The organism is Streptomyces sp. cmx-4-9, from assembly GCF_046548835.1.
GTDB lineage: Bacteria > Actinomycetota > Actinomycetes > Streptomycetales > Streptomycetaceae > Streptomyces.
The window spans coordinates 318,342-332,554 of sequence record NZ_JAEBEE010000001.1 but is presented as its reverse complement, the minus strand read 5'-3'; the positions used below and the strand labels follow the sequence as shown (position 1 = coordinate 332,554).

General features: G+C 74.1%; 10 protein-coding genes. 8 read left to right on the top strand and 2 right to left on the bottom strand.

All coding sequences use genetic code 11. The features are described from left to right. Positions 1–275 precede the first annotated feature (275 nt). Positions 276–1,898 (bottom strand): CocE/NonD family hydrolase, encoded by a 1,623-nt coding sequence (locus tag ACLJTM_RS01630; protein WP_411101511.1) that lies wholly within the window; start codon positions 1,896–1,898, stop codon positions 276–278. Between the two features lie 424 nt (positions 1,899–2,322). Between ACLJTM_RS01630 and ACLJTM_RS01625 the strand changes: the two genes are divergently transcribed. The 7 genes from ACLJTM_RS01625 to ACLJTM_RS01595 all read left to right on the top strand — a co-directional run bounded on the left by ACLJTM_RS01625 (position 2,323) and on the right by ACLJTM_RS01595 (position 11,782). Beyond that, positions 2,323–3,099, top strand: coding sequence for a TIGR03084 family metal-binding protein (locus ACLJTM_RS01625; RefSeq protein WP_411102242.1), 777 nt, complete (start codon positions 2,323–2,325; stop codon positions 3,097–3,099). Beyond that, positions 3,096–4,886 (top strand): acyclic terpene utilization AtuA family protein, encoded by a 1,791-nt coding sequence (locus ACLJTM_RS01620; protein WP_411101510.1) that lies wholly within the window; start codon positions 3,096–3,098, stop codon positions 4,884–4,886. Before ACLJTM_RS01625 ends, ACLJTM_RS01620 begins: the two co-directional genes overlap by 4 nt. Then, positions 4,883–6,481, top strand: a complete 1,599-nt coding sequence (locus ACLJTM_RS01615) for an acyl-CoA carboxylase subunit beta (RefSeq protein ID WP_411101509.1) — start codon at positions 4,883–4,885, stop codon at positions 6,479–6,481. Before ACLJTM_RS01620 ends, ACLJTM_RS01615 begins: the two co-directional genes overlap by 4 nt. A gap of 8 nt (positions 6,482–6,489) precedes the next feature. Next, positions 6,490–8,415 (top strand): biotin carboxylase N-terminal domain-containing protein, encoded by a 1,926-nt coding sequence (locus ACLJTM_RS01610; RefSeq protein WP_411101508.1) that lies wholly within the window; start codon positions 6,490–6,492, stop codon positions 8,413–8,415. Then, positions 8,412–9,572 (top strand): acyl-CoA dehydrogenase family protein, encoded by a 1,161-nt coding sequence (locus ACLJTM_RS01605; protein ID WP_411101507.1) that lies wholly within the window; start codon positions 8,412–8,414, stop codon positions 9,570–9,572. Before ACLJTM_RS01610 ends, ACLJTM_RS01605 begins: the two co-directional genes overlap by 4 nt. Before the next feature lie 885 nt (positions 9,573–10,457). Then, a complete protein-coding gene (locus ACLJTM_RS01600; protein ID WP_411101506.1) occupies positions 10,458–11,201 on the top strand; it encodes an enoyl-CoA hydratase family protein in 744 nt (247 codons plus the stop codon). Further along, complete coding sequence (locus ACLJTM_RS01595) at positions 11,189–11,782, top strand: TetR/AcrR family transcriptional regulator (protein WP_411101505.1); 594 nt, start codon at positions 11,189–11,191, stop codon at positions 11,780–11,782. Before ACLJTM_RS01600 ends, ACLJTM_RS01595 begins: the two co-directional genes overlap by 13 nt. A gap of 145 nt (positions 11,783–11,927) precedes the next feature. On the opposite strand, the gene ACLJTM_RS01590 is transcribed toward ACLJTM_RS01595, so the two are convergent. After that, entirely contained in the window at positions 11,928–13,034 is a 1,107-nt protein-coding gene (locus ACLJTM_RS01590) for a citrate synthase 2 (protein WP_411101504.1), read from the bottom strand. Between the two features lie 200 nt (positions 13,035–13,234). On the opposite strand from ACLJTM_RS01590, the gene pdxH reads away from it, so the two are divergent. Beyond that, a complete protein-coding gene (gene pdxH / locus ACLJTM_RS01585; protein WP_411101503.1) occupies positions 13,235–13,906 on the top strand; it encodes a pyridoxamine 5'-phosphate oxidase in 672 nt (223 codons plus the stop codon). Positions 13,907–14,213 lie beyond the last annotated feature (307 nt).

Here is a 14,213-nt window from a genome sequence, read left to right as displayed (position 1 = left end):
TGCCCTCCGGCGCCCTCCGCCGCCCTCCGCCGCCCTCTGCCGCCCTCCGCCGCTCTTCGGCGCCCTCCGCCGCCCTCCGCCGCCCTCCGGCGCCCTCCGGCGCCCGGGTGGGCGGCCATCGGCCGTCTGTGGCTTGGGGGGGCTTGGGGTGAGCCGTGGACTCTCCGCTGCCTCCGGCGCCCGGTTTGGCCGCTGTCGGCCGTCTGGGGTTTGGGGTGAGCCGGTCACCCCGGAACCCGCCCCGCGGCGGCCCCCGCCGCGCCGGTACCGCCCCCTCACCCCAGAGGCAGGTCCACGTACGACGGGGTGGGTTCCGGGGAGGTGAAGGACAGGGTGGCGCGGGGGAGGTTGGCGTCGCCGTAGAAGGGGTCGCGGGCGTCGATGACCAGCATGAGGCGGTGGCCGCGGGGGACGTCGTACGCGGTGGCCTGGAGGTCGATGTCCGCGCTGATCAGGCTGTCGGGCGGGGAGTCCAGGTCGGTGTACGGGGCGTGCGTGATGAGGTGGGCGGTGTCGTCGGGCGCCACGTCCAGCAGGTACGCGACGAAAGTGGAGCCCGGGTTCGCCGCGCGGTAGGTGACGCGCAGGCGGGGTGTTCCGCGCAGCCGGGTGGTCTCGCGGGCCGGGGCCGCGGTCCAGACCGCCGCCACGGAGCGGTCGAGTTCGCCGGCCGGGTAGACCTTCGGGCGTCCGGCCATCTCCTGGTAGCCGGACAGGACGAGAGAGTCGGCGACGGTGGCCGGGGTGTCCGCCCCGCACAGCACGCCCGCCGTCCAGCCGGCCTCCGCCTCCTCGGTGAGCTCCCCGCTGCCCGCCAGGTGCAGCCGGTGTACTTCCTCGGTGACGGAGGCCCAGGTGGGACGGGGTTCGAGGGTTTTGCTCCACATGACCTCGTTGAGGACCTGCCCCTCGGCGTCGATGCCGTTGTCGACGCCCTTGAGGTGGCGGTCGAACCAGCGGTGGGCGTCCGTCCAGATGCGGTTCGGCAGGCCCAGCATGCCCGAGGATTCCGGGCCTGAGTGGTCGCCGATGGAGAGGAGGAGGCGTTTGGGGCCGGTCAGTTCGTTGAACATCTTCAGGGTCTGGTGGGAGGGGAAGAGCGTCTCGTGCCAGGCGTGCGCGAAGAGCACGGGCACCTGGCGGCGGTTGAGTTCCTTGATGTGGGTGAAGGGCGAGCGGGGCTCCGCCCACCGCAGGGTCCCGTGGATGTCGCGGTCGGCCAGTACGTTGTCGAAGACGCTCTGCGTCTGCGGGCTCAGGCGGGCCTTCGCGGCGGCGTCGAGCAGTGCCCGTACGGCCGCGACGTGGCGGGTGGAGTTCTCGTAGAACGCCTCCCCGAGGTCGCCCCAGGTGCTCAGTGCGACCACGGCATCGACGCGGGTGTCGTGCGCGGCGACGAGCTGGCTGATGCCGGAGCCGTAGGAGTCCCCGAGGAAGCCGATCTTCGTCACGGGGCCGGTGCTGCGCTCGATGAGGTGGTCGAGGGCGTGGCTGCCGTCGGCGACGTCGAGCGGGCCCGCGACCTCGACGCGGCCTTCGGAGGCGGCGAAGCCGCGGGTGGTGTAGGCGAGGACGTCGTAGCCGCGGGCCGCGAAGAGGGTGGCCTGGACGGCGTACGCGAGCCAGCCCAGGTCGGTCCAGGGGGAGGGCATCACGATCACCGGCCGGGGCTGTACGCCGGTGTGCCGCCAGAGTGCGGCGTCGAGCAGGTCGCCGTCGGCTCCGGTCACCTTGCCGCGGGTGAAGACGGCGAGGGAGCGGGCCTGTGCGACCTCGGTGGCGCGGGCGGGGGAGAGGCCGGTGACATCGCCGCTCTCCAGTGCGCCGACGAAGGCGGAGAGGGTGGTCGGGTCGAGTTCGGGGAGGAGGGAGAAGGGGGTTCGTCCGGCTGCAGTCACGTCGGTTCATCCTCTGTGTCGAGTGACATGAACGTGGTGGTGTGCGCGCCCGGGCCCGGAGCGGAACGTCCAGTATCGACGGGACATCCGGGGATCTGGCGCGAGTTGCCGGTTCCGGCCTGAATCGCCCCGTCCGTGCGGGGGTCCGCGCCGGCGCAGGACCTGCGAACGGCGTTGCGTTGCGCCAAGTCGGCTTTGACGGGGGGCGGTTGAGGGGGCTGGCGGGAACGCGCCGGATCGCGACTGAATCATGCAAGCATGCTTGATTGTTTTCTTGCGGCCTGCCACGCTTCCCCTCACGCCGAGAGGGGAGCGCACCGTGCCCGATCCGTCCGCCGCCGCAGGAGATGCCGCACCAGATGCCGCAGCCGACCTCCCAGGGGCGGCGGCGCCCCCGAACCGGGTCTCCGCCTCCTCGGCTGCCGTGTTCGCCGACCTCGGGGCGGAAGGCGCCGAACTCGACCAGCTGGTCGGCGGGTTGACCGCGGCCGACTGGGCGCGGGCCACTCCCGCGCCGGGCTGGACCATCGCTCACCAGATCGCGCACCTGCACTGGACCGACCGGGCCGCGCTGCTCTCGCTGACCGACGCCGACGCCTTCGGCGCCCTGGTCGAGGAGGCCCTGAAGGCTCCCGACTCCTTCGTCGACGAGGGCGCCGAGGAGGGGGCCGCGCTGGCGCCCGCCGAGCTGCTGGCCCGTTGGCGGGCCGGCCGCGCCGCCCTCGGGGCGGCCCTGGCGCAGGCCTCCCCGGACGTTCGCTTCCCCTGGTACGGGCCCCCGATGAAGGTGGCCTCGACGGCTGGCGCCCGGCTGATGGAGACCTGGGCGCACGGGCAGGACGTCGCCGACGCCCTCGGGGTGCGGCGTGTTCCGACCGCGCGGCTGCGGCACGTGGCCCGGATCGGCGTACGGGCCCGGGACTACGCCCATGCCGTCCGCGGACTGCCGTCCCCGGTGGGGGAGTTCCGGGTGGAGCTGACGGCTCCGGACGGGGCCGGGGTATGGGCGTACGGGCCTCCCGGCGCCGAGCAGCGGGTCAGCGGGCCGGCGCTGGACTTCTGCCTGCTGGTGACCCGGCGGGCCCACCGGGCCGATCTCGCGCTGACCGCGACCGGCCCGGACGCGGACCGGTGGCTGGACACCGCGCAGGCTTTCGCCGGCCCGGCCGGGCCGGGGCGCGCACCGCGGGACGCGCAATGAGCGGCACCGGCGGAGGAACCGCCGGCCCCGGACCCGGCATACCCGGCGGCCCCGCGGGCCGCCGGGGTCCCGTCCGGCGGCCGTTGCGCATCGGCAACGCCTCCGGGTTCTACGGGGACCGTTTCGACGCCCTGCGCGAGATGCTCACCGGCGGCCCGCTGGACGTGGTGACCGGGGACTACCTGGCCGAGCTGACCATGCTCATCCTCGGCCGCGACCGCCTGAAGAACCCGGGCCTCGGCTATGCGAAGACCTTCCTGCGGCAGATGGAGGAAGGGCTCGGGCTGGCCCGTGAGCGGGGTGTCCGGATCGTCACGAACGCAGGCGGCCTCAACCCGGCCGGGCTCGCCGCCGCGGTCCGCGCGCTGGCGGCGGAGGTGGGCGTGCCCGTCACCGTCGCGTACGTCGAGGGCGACGACCTGATGCCCCACGAGGACGCCCTCACGGCCAACGCCTACCTCGGGGGCGCCGGCATCACGGCCTGCCTGCGGGCGGGCGCGGATGTGGTGGTGACCGGCCGGGTCACCGACGCGGCGCTGGTCAGCGGTCCGGCGGCCTGGTGGTTCGACTGGGCGCCCGACGCCTACGACCGGCTGGCGGGGGCGGTGGTCGCGGGCCATGTCCTGGAGTGCGGTACGCAGGCCACCGGCGGCAACTACTCCTTCTTCACCGGCCACGACGTCCGCCGCCCGGGATTTCCCCTCGCGGAGGTCTCCGCGGACGGCTCGTCGGTGATCACCAAGCACCCGGGCACGGGCGGAGCCGTCACCCTCGGTACGGTCACCGCCCAACTCCTGTACGAGACCCAGGGGGTGCGCTACCTCGGCCCCGATGTGACGGCCCGGCTGGACACGGTCCGGCTGACCGCGGTGGGGCCCGACCGGGTCCGCGTCTCGGGTGTCCTCGGTGAGGCGCCGCCGCCCACGCTGAAGGCGGGCGTCACCCGCATCGGCGGCTGGCGCAACGAGGTGGTGTTCGTCCTGACCGGCTTGGACATCGAGGCGAAGGCGTCCCTGGTCCGCGAGCAGCTGGCGGGCCCCCTGGCCGGGGTGGCTGACGCCGTCTGGACCCTGGCCCGTACGGACCACGAGGACGCGGCGACGCAGGAGACGGCCAGCGCCCTGCTGCGGCTGGTCGTGCGCGACCCGTCCCCGGACCGTGTCGGGCGCAGCCTGACCTCGGCGGCCGTGGAGCTCGCCCTCGGCAGCTACCCCGGCTTCCACGTGACGGCGCCTCCGGGCCCGGCCCAGCCGTACGGGGTGTTCACCTCGGCCCTGGTCCCCGCCGACGCCGTCCCGCACACGGCCGTCCTCCCCGACGGCAGCCGCCTGGACCTGGCCCCGCCGCGGACCACGACCCCGACGACGCCCACGACGCCCCCGACGACACCCCCTGCTCCGGAACCGGCGGCGGACCCGGTCCCTGCCGTACCCACCGTGCGGGCGCCGCTCGGTGCCGTGGCCGGGGCCCGCAGCGGGGACAAGGGCGGCGACGCCAACGTCGGCGTCTGGGTGGGCTCCGCCGACGCATGGCACTGGCTGCACCGCGCCCTCACCGTGGACGCGTTCCGGGCCCTGCTCCCCGAGACCGCGGGCCTCACCGTCACCCGGCACGTCCTTGCGAACCTGCGCGCCCTGAACTTCACCGTCGGCGGCATCCTCGGCGACGGGGTCGCCTCCGGGCACCGCTTCGACGCCCAGGGCAAAGCCCTCGGCGAATGGCTGCGCGCCCGCCACCTCGACATCCCGGCCCACCTGCTGCCCGCACCGGAAGTGAGCGGCCCATGACCCGCCTCGGCACCACCGTCGACCCCCGCACCCCCGAGTACGCGCAGGCCCGTACCGCGGCCCTGGAACGTCTGGCCGCGCTCGACACCGAGCACGCCAAGGCCCTCGCGGGCGGCGGCGAGAAGTACACCGAGCGGCACCGGGGGCGCGGCAAGCTCCTCGCCCGTGAGCGGGTCGAGCTGCTCCTCGACCCGGACACGCCCTTCCTGGAGCTGTCCCCGCTGGCCGCCTGGGGCAGCGACCACCCCGTGGGCGCTTCCATGGTCACCGGGATCGGCACGGTCGAGGGCGTCACCTGCCTGGTCACCGCCAACGACCCCACCGTACGGGGCGGCGCCAGCAACCCGTGGACGCTGAAGAAAGCCCTGCGGGCCAACGAGATCGCCCGTCAGAACCGGCTGCCCTGCATCAGCCTGGTCGAGTCCGGCGGGGCCGACCTCCCGTCCCAGAAGGAGATCTTCATCCCGGGCGGGGCGATCTTCCGGGACATCACCCGGCTGTCGGCCGAGGGCATCCCGAGCGTGGCCGTGGTCTTCGGGAACTCGACGGCCGGCGGTGCGTACATCCCCGGGATGTCCGACCACACCGTCATGATCAAGGACCGGTCGAAGGTGTTCCTGGGGGGCCCGCCGCTGGTCAAGATGGCCACCGGCGAGGAGAGCGACGACGAGTCCCTCGGCGGGGCCGACATGCACGCCCGCACCTCCGGCCTCGCCGACCACTACGCCCTCGACGAGTACGACGCCATCCGCCAGGCCCGCCGCATCGTGGCCCGGCTCAACCACCGCAGGCCGTACGCGGAGCCGCCACGGGCCGAGGAGCCCCTGTACGACCCGGAAGAGCTCCTGGGGATCGTCCCGCCCGACCTGAAGACGCCCTTCGACCCCCGCGAGGTCATCGCCCGCCTCGTCGACGCCTCCGACTTCGACGAGTTCAAGCCGCTCTACGGCACCAGCCTGGTCACCGGCTGGGCCACCCTGCACGGCTACCCGGTCGGCATCCTCGCCAATGCGCAGGGCGTGCTGTTCAGCGCCGAATCGCAGAAGGCCGCCCAGTTCATCCAGCTCGCCAACCAGCGCGACATCCCGCTGCTCTTCCTGCACAACACCACCGGCTACATGGTCGGCAAGGAGTACGAGCAGGGCGGCATCATCAAGCACGGCTCGATGATGATCAATGCGGTGTCGAACTCGAAGGTCCCCCACCTGTCCGTCCTCGTCGGCGCCTCCTACGGCGCCGGGCACTACGGCATGTGCGGACGTGCCTTCGAGCCTCGTTTCCTCTTCGCGTGGCCCGGGGCCAAGTCCGCGGTCATGGGCCCCCAGCAGCTCGCCGGGGTGCTCTCCATCGTGTCCCGGCAGTCCGCCGCCGCGAAGGGGCTCCCCTACGACGAGGAGCAGGACGCCGGGATGCGGGCCTTCGTCGAGGCGCAGATCGAGTCCGAATCCCTGCCCATGTTCCTGTCGGGGCGGCTGTACGACGACGGGGTCATCGACCCGCGCGACACCCGCACCGTCCTCGGCCTGTGCCTGTCGGCCGTCCACAACGCCCCCGTCGAGGGCGTCCGCGGCGGCTTCGGCGTCTTCCGGATGTGAGCCCGCAGATGACCATGACCCAGTCGATCACTTCCCTGCTCGTCGCCAACCGCGGCGAGATCGCCGTACGGATCTTCCGTACGGCCCGCGCCCTGGGCCTGGACACGGTCGCCGTCCATTCCGATCCGGACGCCGACGCCCTCCACGTCCGCTGCGCCGACGCGGCCGTGCGTCTGCCCGGCGCGGCCCCCGCCGACACCTACCTGCGGGGCGACCTGGTCATCCGGGCCGCCCTCGCCGCGGGCGCCGACGCCGTCCACCCCGGCTACGGGTTCCTCTCCGAGAACGCCGGTTTCGCCCGCGCGGTCCAGGCCGCCGGCCTGACCTGGATCGGTCCGCCCCCCGACGCCATCGAGGCCATGGCCTCCAAGACCCGGGCGAAGGAGCTGATGCGCGCCGCCGGGGTGCCCCTGCTGGAGCCCGTCGACCCGGCCGCCGCGACCGCCGCCGACCTGCCGCTGCTGCTCAAGGCCGCCGCGGGCGGCGGGGGGCGGGGGATGCGCGTGGTGCGCGACCTCGACACCCTCAAGGAGGACCTGGAGGGCGCCGTGGCCGAGGCCCGGTCCGCCTTCGGCGACGGCGAGGTCTTCGCCGAGCCCTACGTGGAGCGGGCGCGCCACGTCGAGGTGCAGGTCCTCGCCGACGCCCACGGCACGGTCTGGGCCCTCGGCACCCGCGACTGCTCCCTGCAGCGCCGCCACCAGAAAGTCATTGAGGAGGCTCCCGCCCCCGGCCTGCCGGACTCCCTGCGCGAAACCCTGCACACCGCCGCCGTCGCCGCCGCCCGGGCCGTCTCCTACCGGGGTGCGGGCACCGTCGAGTTCCTGGTCACCGACGACGGCCGGGCCTGCTTCCTGGAGATGAACACCCGCCTCCAGGTCGAACACCCCGTCACCGAAGCCGTCTTCGGCCTGGACCTCGTCGCCCTCCAGCTGCGCACCGCCGAGGGCGCGGCCCTGCCGCCGGAGCCCCCGCAGCCCGCCGGGCACGCCGTCGAGGCCCGCCTGTACGCCGAGGACCCGGCGCAGGACTGGCGGCCGCAAGCCGGTGTCCTGCACACCCTCGACGTCCCCGGCACCGTCCGGGTGGACACCGGCTTCGCCGGCGGCGACCCGGTCGGCGTCCACTACGACCCGATGCTCGCCAAGGTCGTCGCGCACGCCCCGACCCGCGCCGAGGCGGTCCGGGTCCTCGCCCACGCCCTGGCCGCAGCCCGCATCCACGGACTCACCACCAACCGGGACCTCCTCGTACGGTCCCTGCGCCACCCCGAGTTCGCCTCCGGGCAGGCCGACACCGGCTTCTACGGGCGCCACCTCGCCGCGCTGACCGGGGACGCTCCCGACGCCGGCCCGGCCGCGCTGGCCGCGGCCCTCGCCGACGCGGCCCCGGGCCCGCACGCCCCGCTCGCCGCCCGCCTGGGCGGCTGGCGCAACCTGCGCTCCCAGCCACGGACCCGCCGGTACACGGCGGCCGCCGGGGCCACCGAGTACACGGTCCAGTACGAGCCCGTGGACCATCCCGGCGTGCGGGTACTGGCCGCCACCCCCGACCTCGTCACGCTCGAAGTCGACGGCATCCGGCGCCTGTTCCACGTGAAACGACATGCGAACACGTCGGAGGTGTACGTCGACTCCGCGCTCGGCTCCCACACCTTCGTCCCCGTCCCCCGGTTCGCGGACCCCCAGGACCGCACCGAACCGGGCTCCCTGCTGGCCCCCATGCCCGGCACCGTCGTCCGTGTCGCCGAGGGCCTCGCCCCCGGCACCCCCGTCACCGCCGGGCAGCCCCTGCTCTGGCTGGAGGCCATGAAGATGGAACACCGCATCCTCGCGCCCGCCTCCGGCACGCTCACCGCGCTCCACGCCGCCACCGGCCAACAGGTCGAGTTCGGCGCCCTGCTCGCCGTAGTCCAGGAGGAACCGCAGTCATGAGCTCCGCCATCGAGACCCAAGAGCACAAGGCCCTGCGCGCCGCCGTCGCCGCATTGGGACGCAAGTACGGCCGGGACTACCTGTCCCGCGTCGCCCGCGAGGGCGGCCACCCGGACGAGCTGTGGGCGGACGCCGCCCAGCTCGGCTACCTCGGCGTCAGCCTGCCGGAGGAGTACGGCGGCGGAGGCGGTGGCATCGCCGAACTCTCCATCGTCCTCGAAGAACTCGGGGCCGCAGGCTGCCCGCTGCTCATGATGGTCGTGTCACCCGCCATCTGCGGCACCGTGATCTCCCGCTTCGGCACCCCGGAGCAGAAGCGGGCCTGGCTGCCGGGCCTGGCCGACGGCACCCGCACCATGGCCTTCGGCATCACCGAGCCCGACGCCGGATCCAACTCGCACCGCATCACCACCACCGCCCGCCGCGACGGGGACGACTGGATCCTCACCGGCCGCAAGGTGTTCATCTCCGGCGTGGACATCGCCGACGCCACCCTCATCGTGGGACGCACCGAGGACGCCCGGAGCGGGCGCCTCAAGCCCTGCCTGTTCATCGTGCCGCGCGAGGCCCCCGGCTTCTCCCGCACCGTCATCGACATGGAACTCCAGGCCGCAGAGAAGCAGTTCGAGCTGGTCCTGGACGAGGTCCGGCTGCCCGCGGACGCCCTCGTCGGCGACGAGGACGCCGGCCTGCTCCAGCTGTTCGCCGGGCTCAACCCCGAACGGACCATGACCGCCGCCTTCGCGATCGGCATGGGCCGCTACGCCCTCGCCACGGCCGTGGACTACGCCCGGACCCGGCAGGTGTGGAAGGAGCCCATCGGCGCGCACCAGGCCGTCGCCCACCCGCTCGCCCAGGCCCACATCGAGCTGGAACTGGCCCGGCTGATGATGCAGAGGGCTGCCGCGCTGTATGACGCGGGTGACGACATGGGGGCCGGTGAGGCGGCGAACATGGCCAAGTACGCGGCCGGGGAGGCCTGTGTGCGTGCGGTGGACCAGTCGGTCCACACCCTCGGCGGCAACGGCCTCACCCGTGAGTACGGGCTGGCCTCCCTGATCACGGCCTCCCGGGTGGCCCGCATAGCCCCGGTCAGCCGCGAGATGATCCTCAACTTCATATCCCACCAAACCCTGCACCTCCCCAAGTCCTACTGACCCCCACCAGAGCCACCCCTTACCGCCGGAGCCGGGACCGGGGCCTTGGCGGCCGGGCCTGGGCCTTGGCGGCTGGGCTGGGGCTGCGCCCGGGCCGTCGCCTCAAGCGCCGGCTGGGCTGGGACGCCGGAGCCCGGGCCTTGGCTGCCGGGCCGGGGCTGCGCCCGGGCTGTCGCCTCAAGCGCCGGCTGGGCTGGGATGGCGGAGGCCGGGCCTTGGCGGCCGAGCCGGGGCTGCGCCCCAGCTGTCGCCTCAAGCGCCGGCTGGGCTGGGACGCCAGAGCCCGGGCCTTGGCTGCCGGGCCTGGGCTGCGCCCGGGCTGTCGCCTCAAGCGCCGGCGGGGCTGATGGTGGTTGGGCGGGGGTTGGGGTGGGGCGCCCAACCGCGGTGTCCTCCTCGGCTTGCGCACTGAGCCTGACCGCACGTCATCAAGGTGGTTGCGTGCTCGTCATGCGGAGGCACCCCTGGCCCGTCAACGCCCGAGCGGTGGGGTGGGGACGTGCAGGAGGGTTCCCGCAGGACGAGCGCGCAACCCCGGACCAGCCCTCGCAGCCAGAGCTCGGTGCGCGAGCCGAGGAGGACCCTCCGGAGGGGCACCGCCCCACCACCCCCGACCCGGCCCCCCAAGCCCCGCCGGCGCTTGAGGCGAAAGCCTCGGGCGCAGCCAGGCCCGAACAGGCAGGGCCCCGGCCCGCAAATCCAGCCCCGCCGGCGCTTGAGGCGAAGAGCTGGGGCGCAGCCCGGCCCGGACCGGCAGGGCCCCGGCCCGGACCGGCAGGGCCCCGGCTCAGCGGGATACCGCCAAGCCCCGCAGGGACATCCGCACGTACGCTCCCGGAACGACCCGGGAGACCCACCCCGCCGCCCACCCCCTCCGGAGGAGCCATGGCCACACTCGTCCACACCGCCCACGCACAACCGCCCGGCGTCACCACCCTCACCCTGGACTCCCCGGCCAACCGCAACGCGCTCTCCGCCGGCCTCGTGGCCGAGCTGCGGGCCGCGCTCGCCGCGGCCGCCGCGGACCCCGGCACCCGGACCGTGGTCCTCACCCACACCGGCACCACCTTCTGCGCCGGCGCCGACCTCAAGTCGCCCTGCGACCCGGCCGACTTCCTGGCCCTGCTCCGCGAGATCGCCGCACTGTCCAAGCCCGTCGTCGGCCGCGTCACCGGCCACGTCCGGGCCGGCGGCCTCGGCCTGCTCGGGGTCTGCGACATCGCGGCCGCCGGGGCGGGATCCACGTACGCCTTCACCGAGACGCACCTGGGCGTGGTCCCGGCCGTCATCTCCGCGCCGATGCTGGCGCTCCTCGACCCGCGCGCCGCGTCCCGCTACCTGCTGACCGCCGAGGCCTTCGACGCCGCCGAGGCCGCCCGGATCGGTCTGCTCACCCTGCACGGGGACGACGTGGACGAGGTACTGGCCCCCGTGCTCGCGGGGCTGCGCAAGGCCGGCCCGGAGGCCCTCGCCGCCACCAAGAGGCTGGTGACCGCCGGGCTGCGCACCGCCCTGGAGCGCGACGGGGCCGCGCTCGCGGAGCTCTCCGCCCGCCACTTCGCCTCCGCCGAGGCCCGTGAGGGCATCACCGCCCGTTTCGAGCGGCGGGACCCGTCATGGGCGCTGTGACCGGGGCCGGCCCCAAGCAGGCGCGCAGCCGCGTCACCCGCCGCCACCTCTTGGAGGCGGCCGTCTCCTGTCTGGCCGAGCACGGCTGGGCCGGTTCCACCGTCGCCGTGGTCGCCGAACGCGCCGGCGTGTCCCGCGGCGCGGCCCAGCACCACTTCCCGACCCGTGAGGACCTCTTCACGGCGGCCGTCGAGTACGTGGCGGAGGAGCGGTCGACGGCCCTGCGGGAGCTCTTCCACACCGCCCCGGCCGCCCGCCCCACCGTGGTCGGGGTCTTGGTCGACCTGTACACGGGCGCCTTGTTCCGGGCCGCGCTGCAGCTGTGGGTGGCGGCCTCCAACGAGGAGCAGTTGCGCCCCCGCGTCACCGAACTGGAGGCGCGGGTCGGCCGCGAGACCCACCGGATCGCCGTGGAGCTGCTCGGCGCGGACGAGTCCGAGCCCGGGGTGCGGGAGACGGTGCAGGGCCTCCTGGACATGGCCCGCGGCCTCGGCCTGGCCAACGTCCTCACCGACGACACGGCCCGCCGTGCCCGGGTGGTCGCCCAGTGGTCCCGCATCCTGGACGCGGCCCTGGGCTGAGCCCGCCCCCGGGGCGGACCGGCCCCCCCGGGCCGGACCACGCCCCCGGGCCGGCCCCCCGGCGCCGGCCGCCCGTACGCACGGGGGCGCCGCGCCCCGGAGGGGGCCGGGGCGCGGCGCCCAGGGGGGCGGTGCCGGGGGCCGGTCAGGCGGTCTCGGCGATGTCCGCGTACCCCTCGATGTCGCGCGGGTCGCGCTGGCCCGGTCCGGTGTAGCGGGCCGAGGGCCTCACCAGGCGGCCGGTGCGCTTCTGCTCCAGGATGTGCGCCGACCAGCCGGCGGTACGGGCGCAGGTGAACATCGAGGTGAACATGTGCGCCGGGACCTCCGCGAAGTCCAGCATGATCGCGGCCCAGAACTCCACGTTCGTGGCGAGCACCCGGTCGGGGCGGCGTGCGTGCAGCTCTTCGAGTGCGGCCTTCTCCAGGGCCGCGGCCACCTCGTAGCGCGGTGCGTCGAGCTCCTTGGCGGTGCGGCGCAGGACGCGCGCCCGGGGGTCCTCGGCGCGGTACACGCGGTGCCCGAAGCCCATCAGGCGCTCGCCCTTGTCGAGGGCCTTCTTCACGTAGGCGACGGCGTCACCGGTGCGCTCGATCTCCTCGATCATGCCGAGGACGCGGGACGGGGCCCCGCCGTGCAGCGGCCCGGACATCGCCCCGACCGCCCCGGACAGGGCGGCCGCCACGTCCGCGCCGGTGGAGGCGATGACGCGGGCGGTGAAGGTGGAGGCGTTCATGCCGTGCTCGGCGGCCGAGGTCCAGTACGCGTCGACGGCCTTGACGTGCCGCGGGTCGGGCTCGCCGCGCCAGCGGATCATGAACCGTTCGACCACGGACTCGGCCTTGTCGATCTCCCGCTGGGGCACCATCGCGCGGCCCTGGCCGCGGGCGGACTGGGCGACGTACGACAGGGCCATGACGGCGGCGCGCGCCAGGTCGTCGCGGGCGGTCCGCTCGTCGATGTCCAGGAGCGGTTTGAGGCCCCACACGGGGGCCAGCATGGCCAGGGCGGACTGTACGTCGACCCGGATGTCACCGGAGTGGACCGGGATGGGGAAGGGCTCGGCGGCCGGCAGGCCGGGGTTGAAGGCACCGTCGACCAGCAGGCCCCATACGTTCCCGAACGAGACGTGACCGACGAGGTCTTCGATGTCGACGCCCCGGTAGCGGAGGGATCCGCCTTCCTTGTCGGGCTCGGCGATCTCCGTTTCGAACGCGACGACACCTTCGAGCCCGGGTACGAAGTCGGACATCAGGCGGCTCCTCAGATAGTGCGAACACGCGCGGCTCCCGGCGTGATTCGCGGTCCGGCGCGGTCATCCCCGTTGATGCCCGGCGCGGCCGGAGGTCACCCGCACGGGGACGTCCGGACCGGCCCCAAGATTTTGTCCGCTCGGGATGGTGTGCGGAAGCGTGACGTCCGGCACACCTCGGGCAGTCGTACTGGGGCAGGATGGCACGCGTGACCGACCACGACCTTGATCCTGCCGTCATGCGCAAGCAGTACCGCTCGCAGATCGTCACGGAGGAGAGCCTCGCCGAGGACCCGATGCGGCAGTTCGCGCGGTGGTTCCGGCAGGCCGCCGACGCGAACCTCTTCGAGCCGAACGCGATGGTCGTCTCCACGGCGACCGAGGACGGCCGCCCCAGCACCCGCACCGTGCTGCTGAAGCAGTTCGACGAGCGGGGCTTCGTCTTCTTCACCAACTACGGCTCCCGCAAGGGGCGCGAGATCGACGCGAATCCGCACGTCTGCCTGCTCTTCCCGTGGCACCCCATCGCCCGGCAGGTGATCGTCACCGGTACGGCGGCCCGGATCGGCCGCGACGAGACGGCGGCGTACTTCCGCTCCCGGCCGCACGGCTCCCAGCTGGGTGCCTGGGCGAGCGAGCAGTCCTCGGTGATCGCCTCCCGCGGCGAGCTGGACCGGCGCTACGCGGAGCTTGAGGCCCGCTACCCGGAAGGCGAACAGGTCCCGGTCCCGCCGCAGTGGGGCGGGCTGCGCGTCACGCCGGACGCCGTGGAGTTCTGGCAGGGCCACGAGAACCGGCTGCACGACCGCCTGCGCTACGTCCTGGAGGACGGCCGGCCCGGCACCTGGCACGTGGAGCGCCTCTGCCCCTGACGGGGTGGGCCCGGGACACGCAGGCTGCCGGACATGCAGGGCCCCGGACATGCAGGGCCCCGGACATGCAGACGACCCGTGGGCTCGGGATCCTCTCCTGCAGTGAGAGGAGCCGGCCGGACGTACCGGCGAGCCCACGGGTCGGGTGACTGCTGGGGATTGGCGCCTGGCGAACCCGCCGGGCACCGCACTGGGTGCGTGCGACGACGGGCGCTTAGCCCGCAGTCACCTCACGCGTCCGGTTACCGTACATTTCCGGAACCACCTCCCTTCTCGTGTACAGCAGAGCCTAGGAGCCTGTCCGGCA

What these genes read in the sequence shown, in the direction of transcription:
- ACLJTM_RS01615 (WP_411101509.1), top strand. Translation starts at nt 4,883, where the DNA reads ATGACCCGCCTCGGCACCACCGTCGACCCCCGCACCCCCGAGTACGCG.
- ACLJTM_RS01620 (WP_411101510.1), top strand. Translation starts at nt 3,096, where the DNA reads ATGAGCGGCACCGGCGGAGGAACCGCCGGCCCCGGACCCGGCATACCC.
- ACLJTM_RS01590 (WP_411101504.1), bottom strand. Translation starts at nt 13,034, where the DNA reads ATGTCCGACTTCGTACCCGGGCTCGAAGGTGTCGTCGCGTTCGAAACG.
- ACLJTM_RS01610 (WP_411101508.1), top strand. Translation starts at nt 6,490, where the DNA reads ATGACCATGACCCAGTCGATCACTTCCCTGCTCGTCGCCAACCGCGGC.
- ACLJTM_RS01600 (WP_411101506.1), top strand. Translation starts at nt 10,458, where the DNA reads ATGGCCACACTCGTCCACACCGCCCACGCACAACCGCCCGGCGTCACC.
- ACLJTM_RS01605 (WP_411101507.1), top strand. Translation starts at nt 8,412, where the DNA reads ATGAGCTCCGCCATCGAGACCCAAGAGCACAAGGCCCTGCGCGCCGCC.
- ACLJTM_RS01595 (WP_411101505.1), top strand. Translation starts at nt 11,189, where the DNA reads ATGGGCGCTGTGACCGGGGCCGGCCCCAAGCAGGCGCGCAGCCGCGTC.
- pdxH (WP_411101503.1), top strand. Translation starts at nt 13,235, where the DNA reads ATGGCACGCGTGACCGACCACGACCTTGATCCTGCCGTCATGCGCAAG.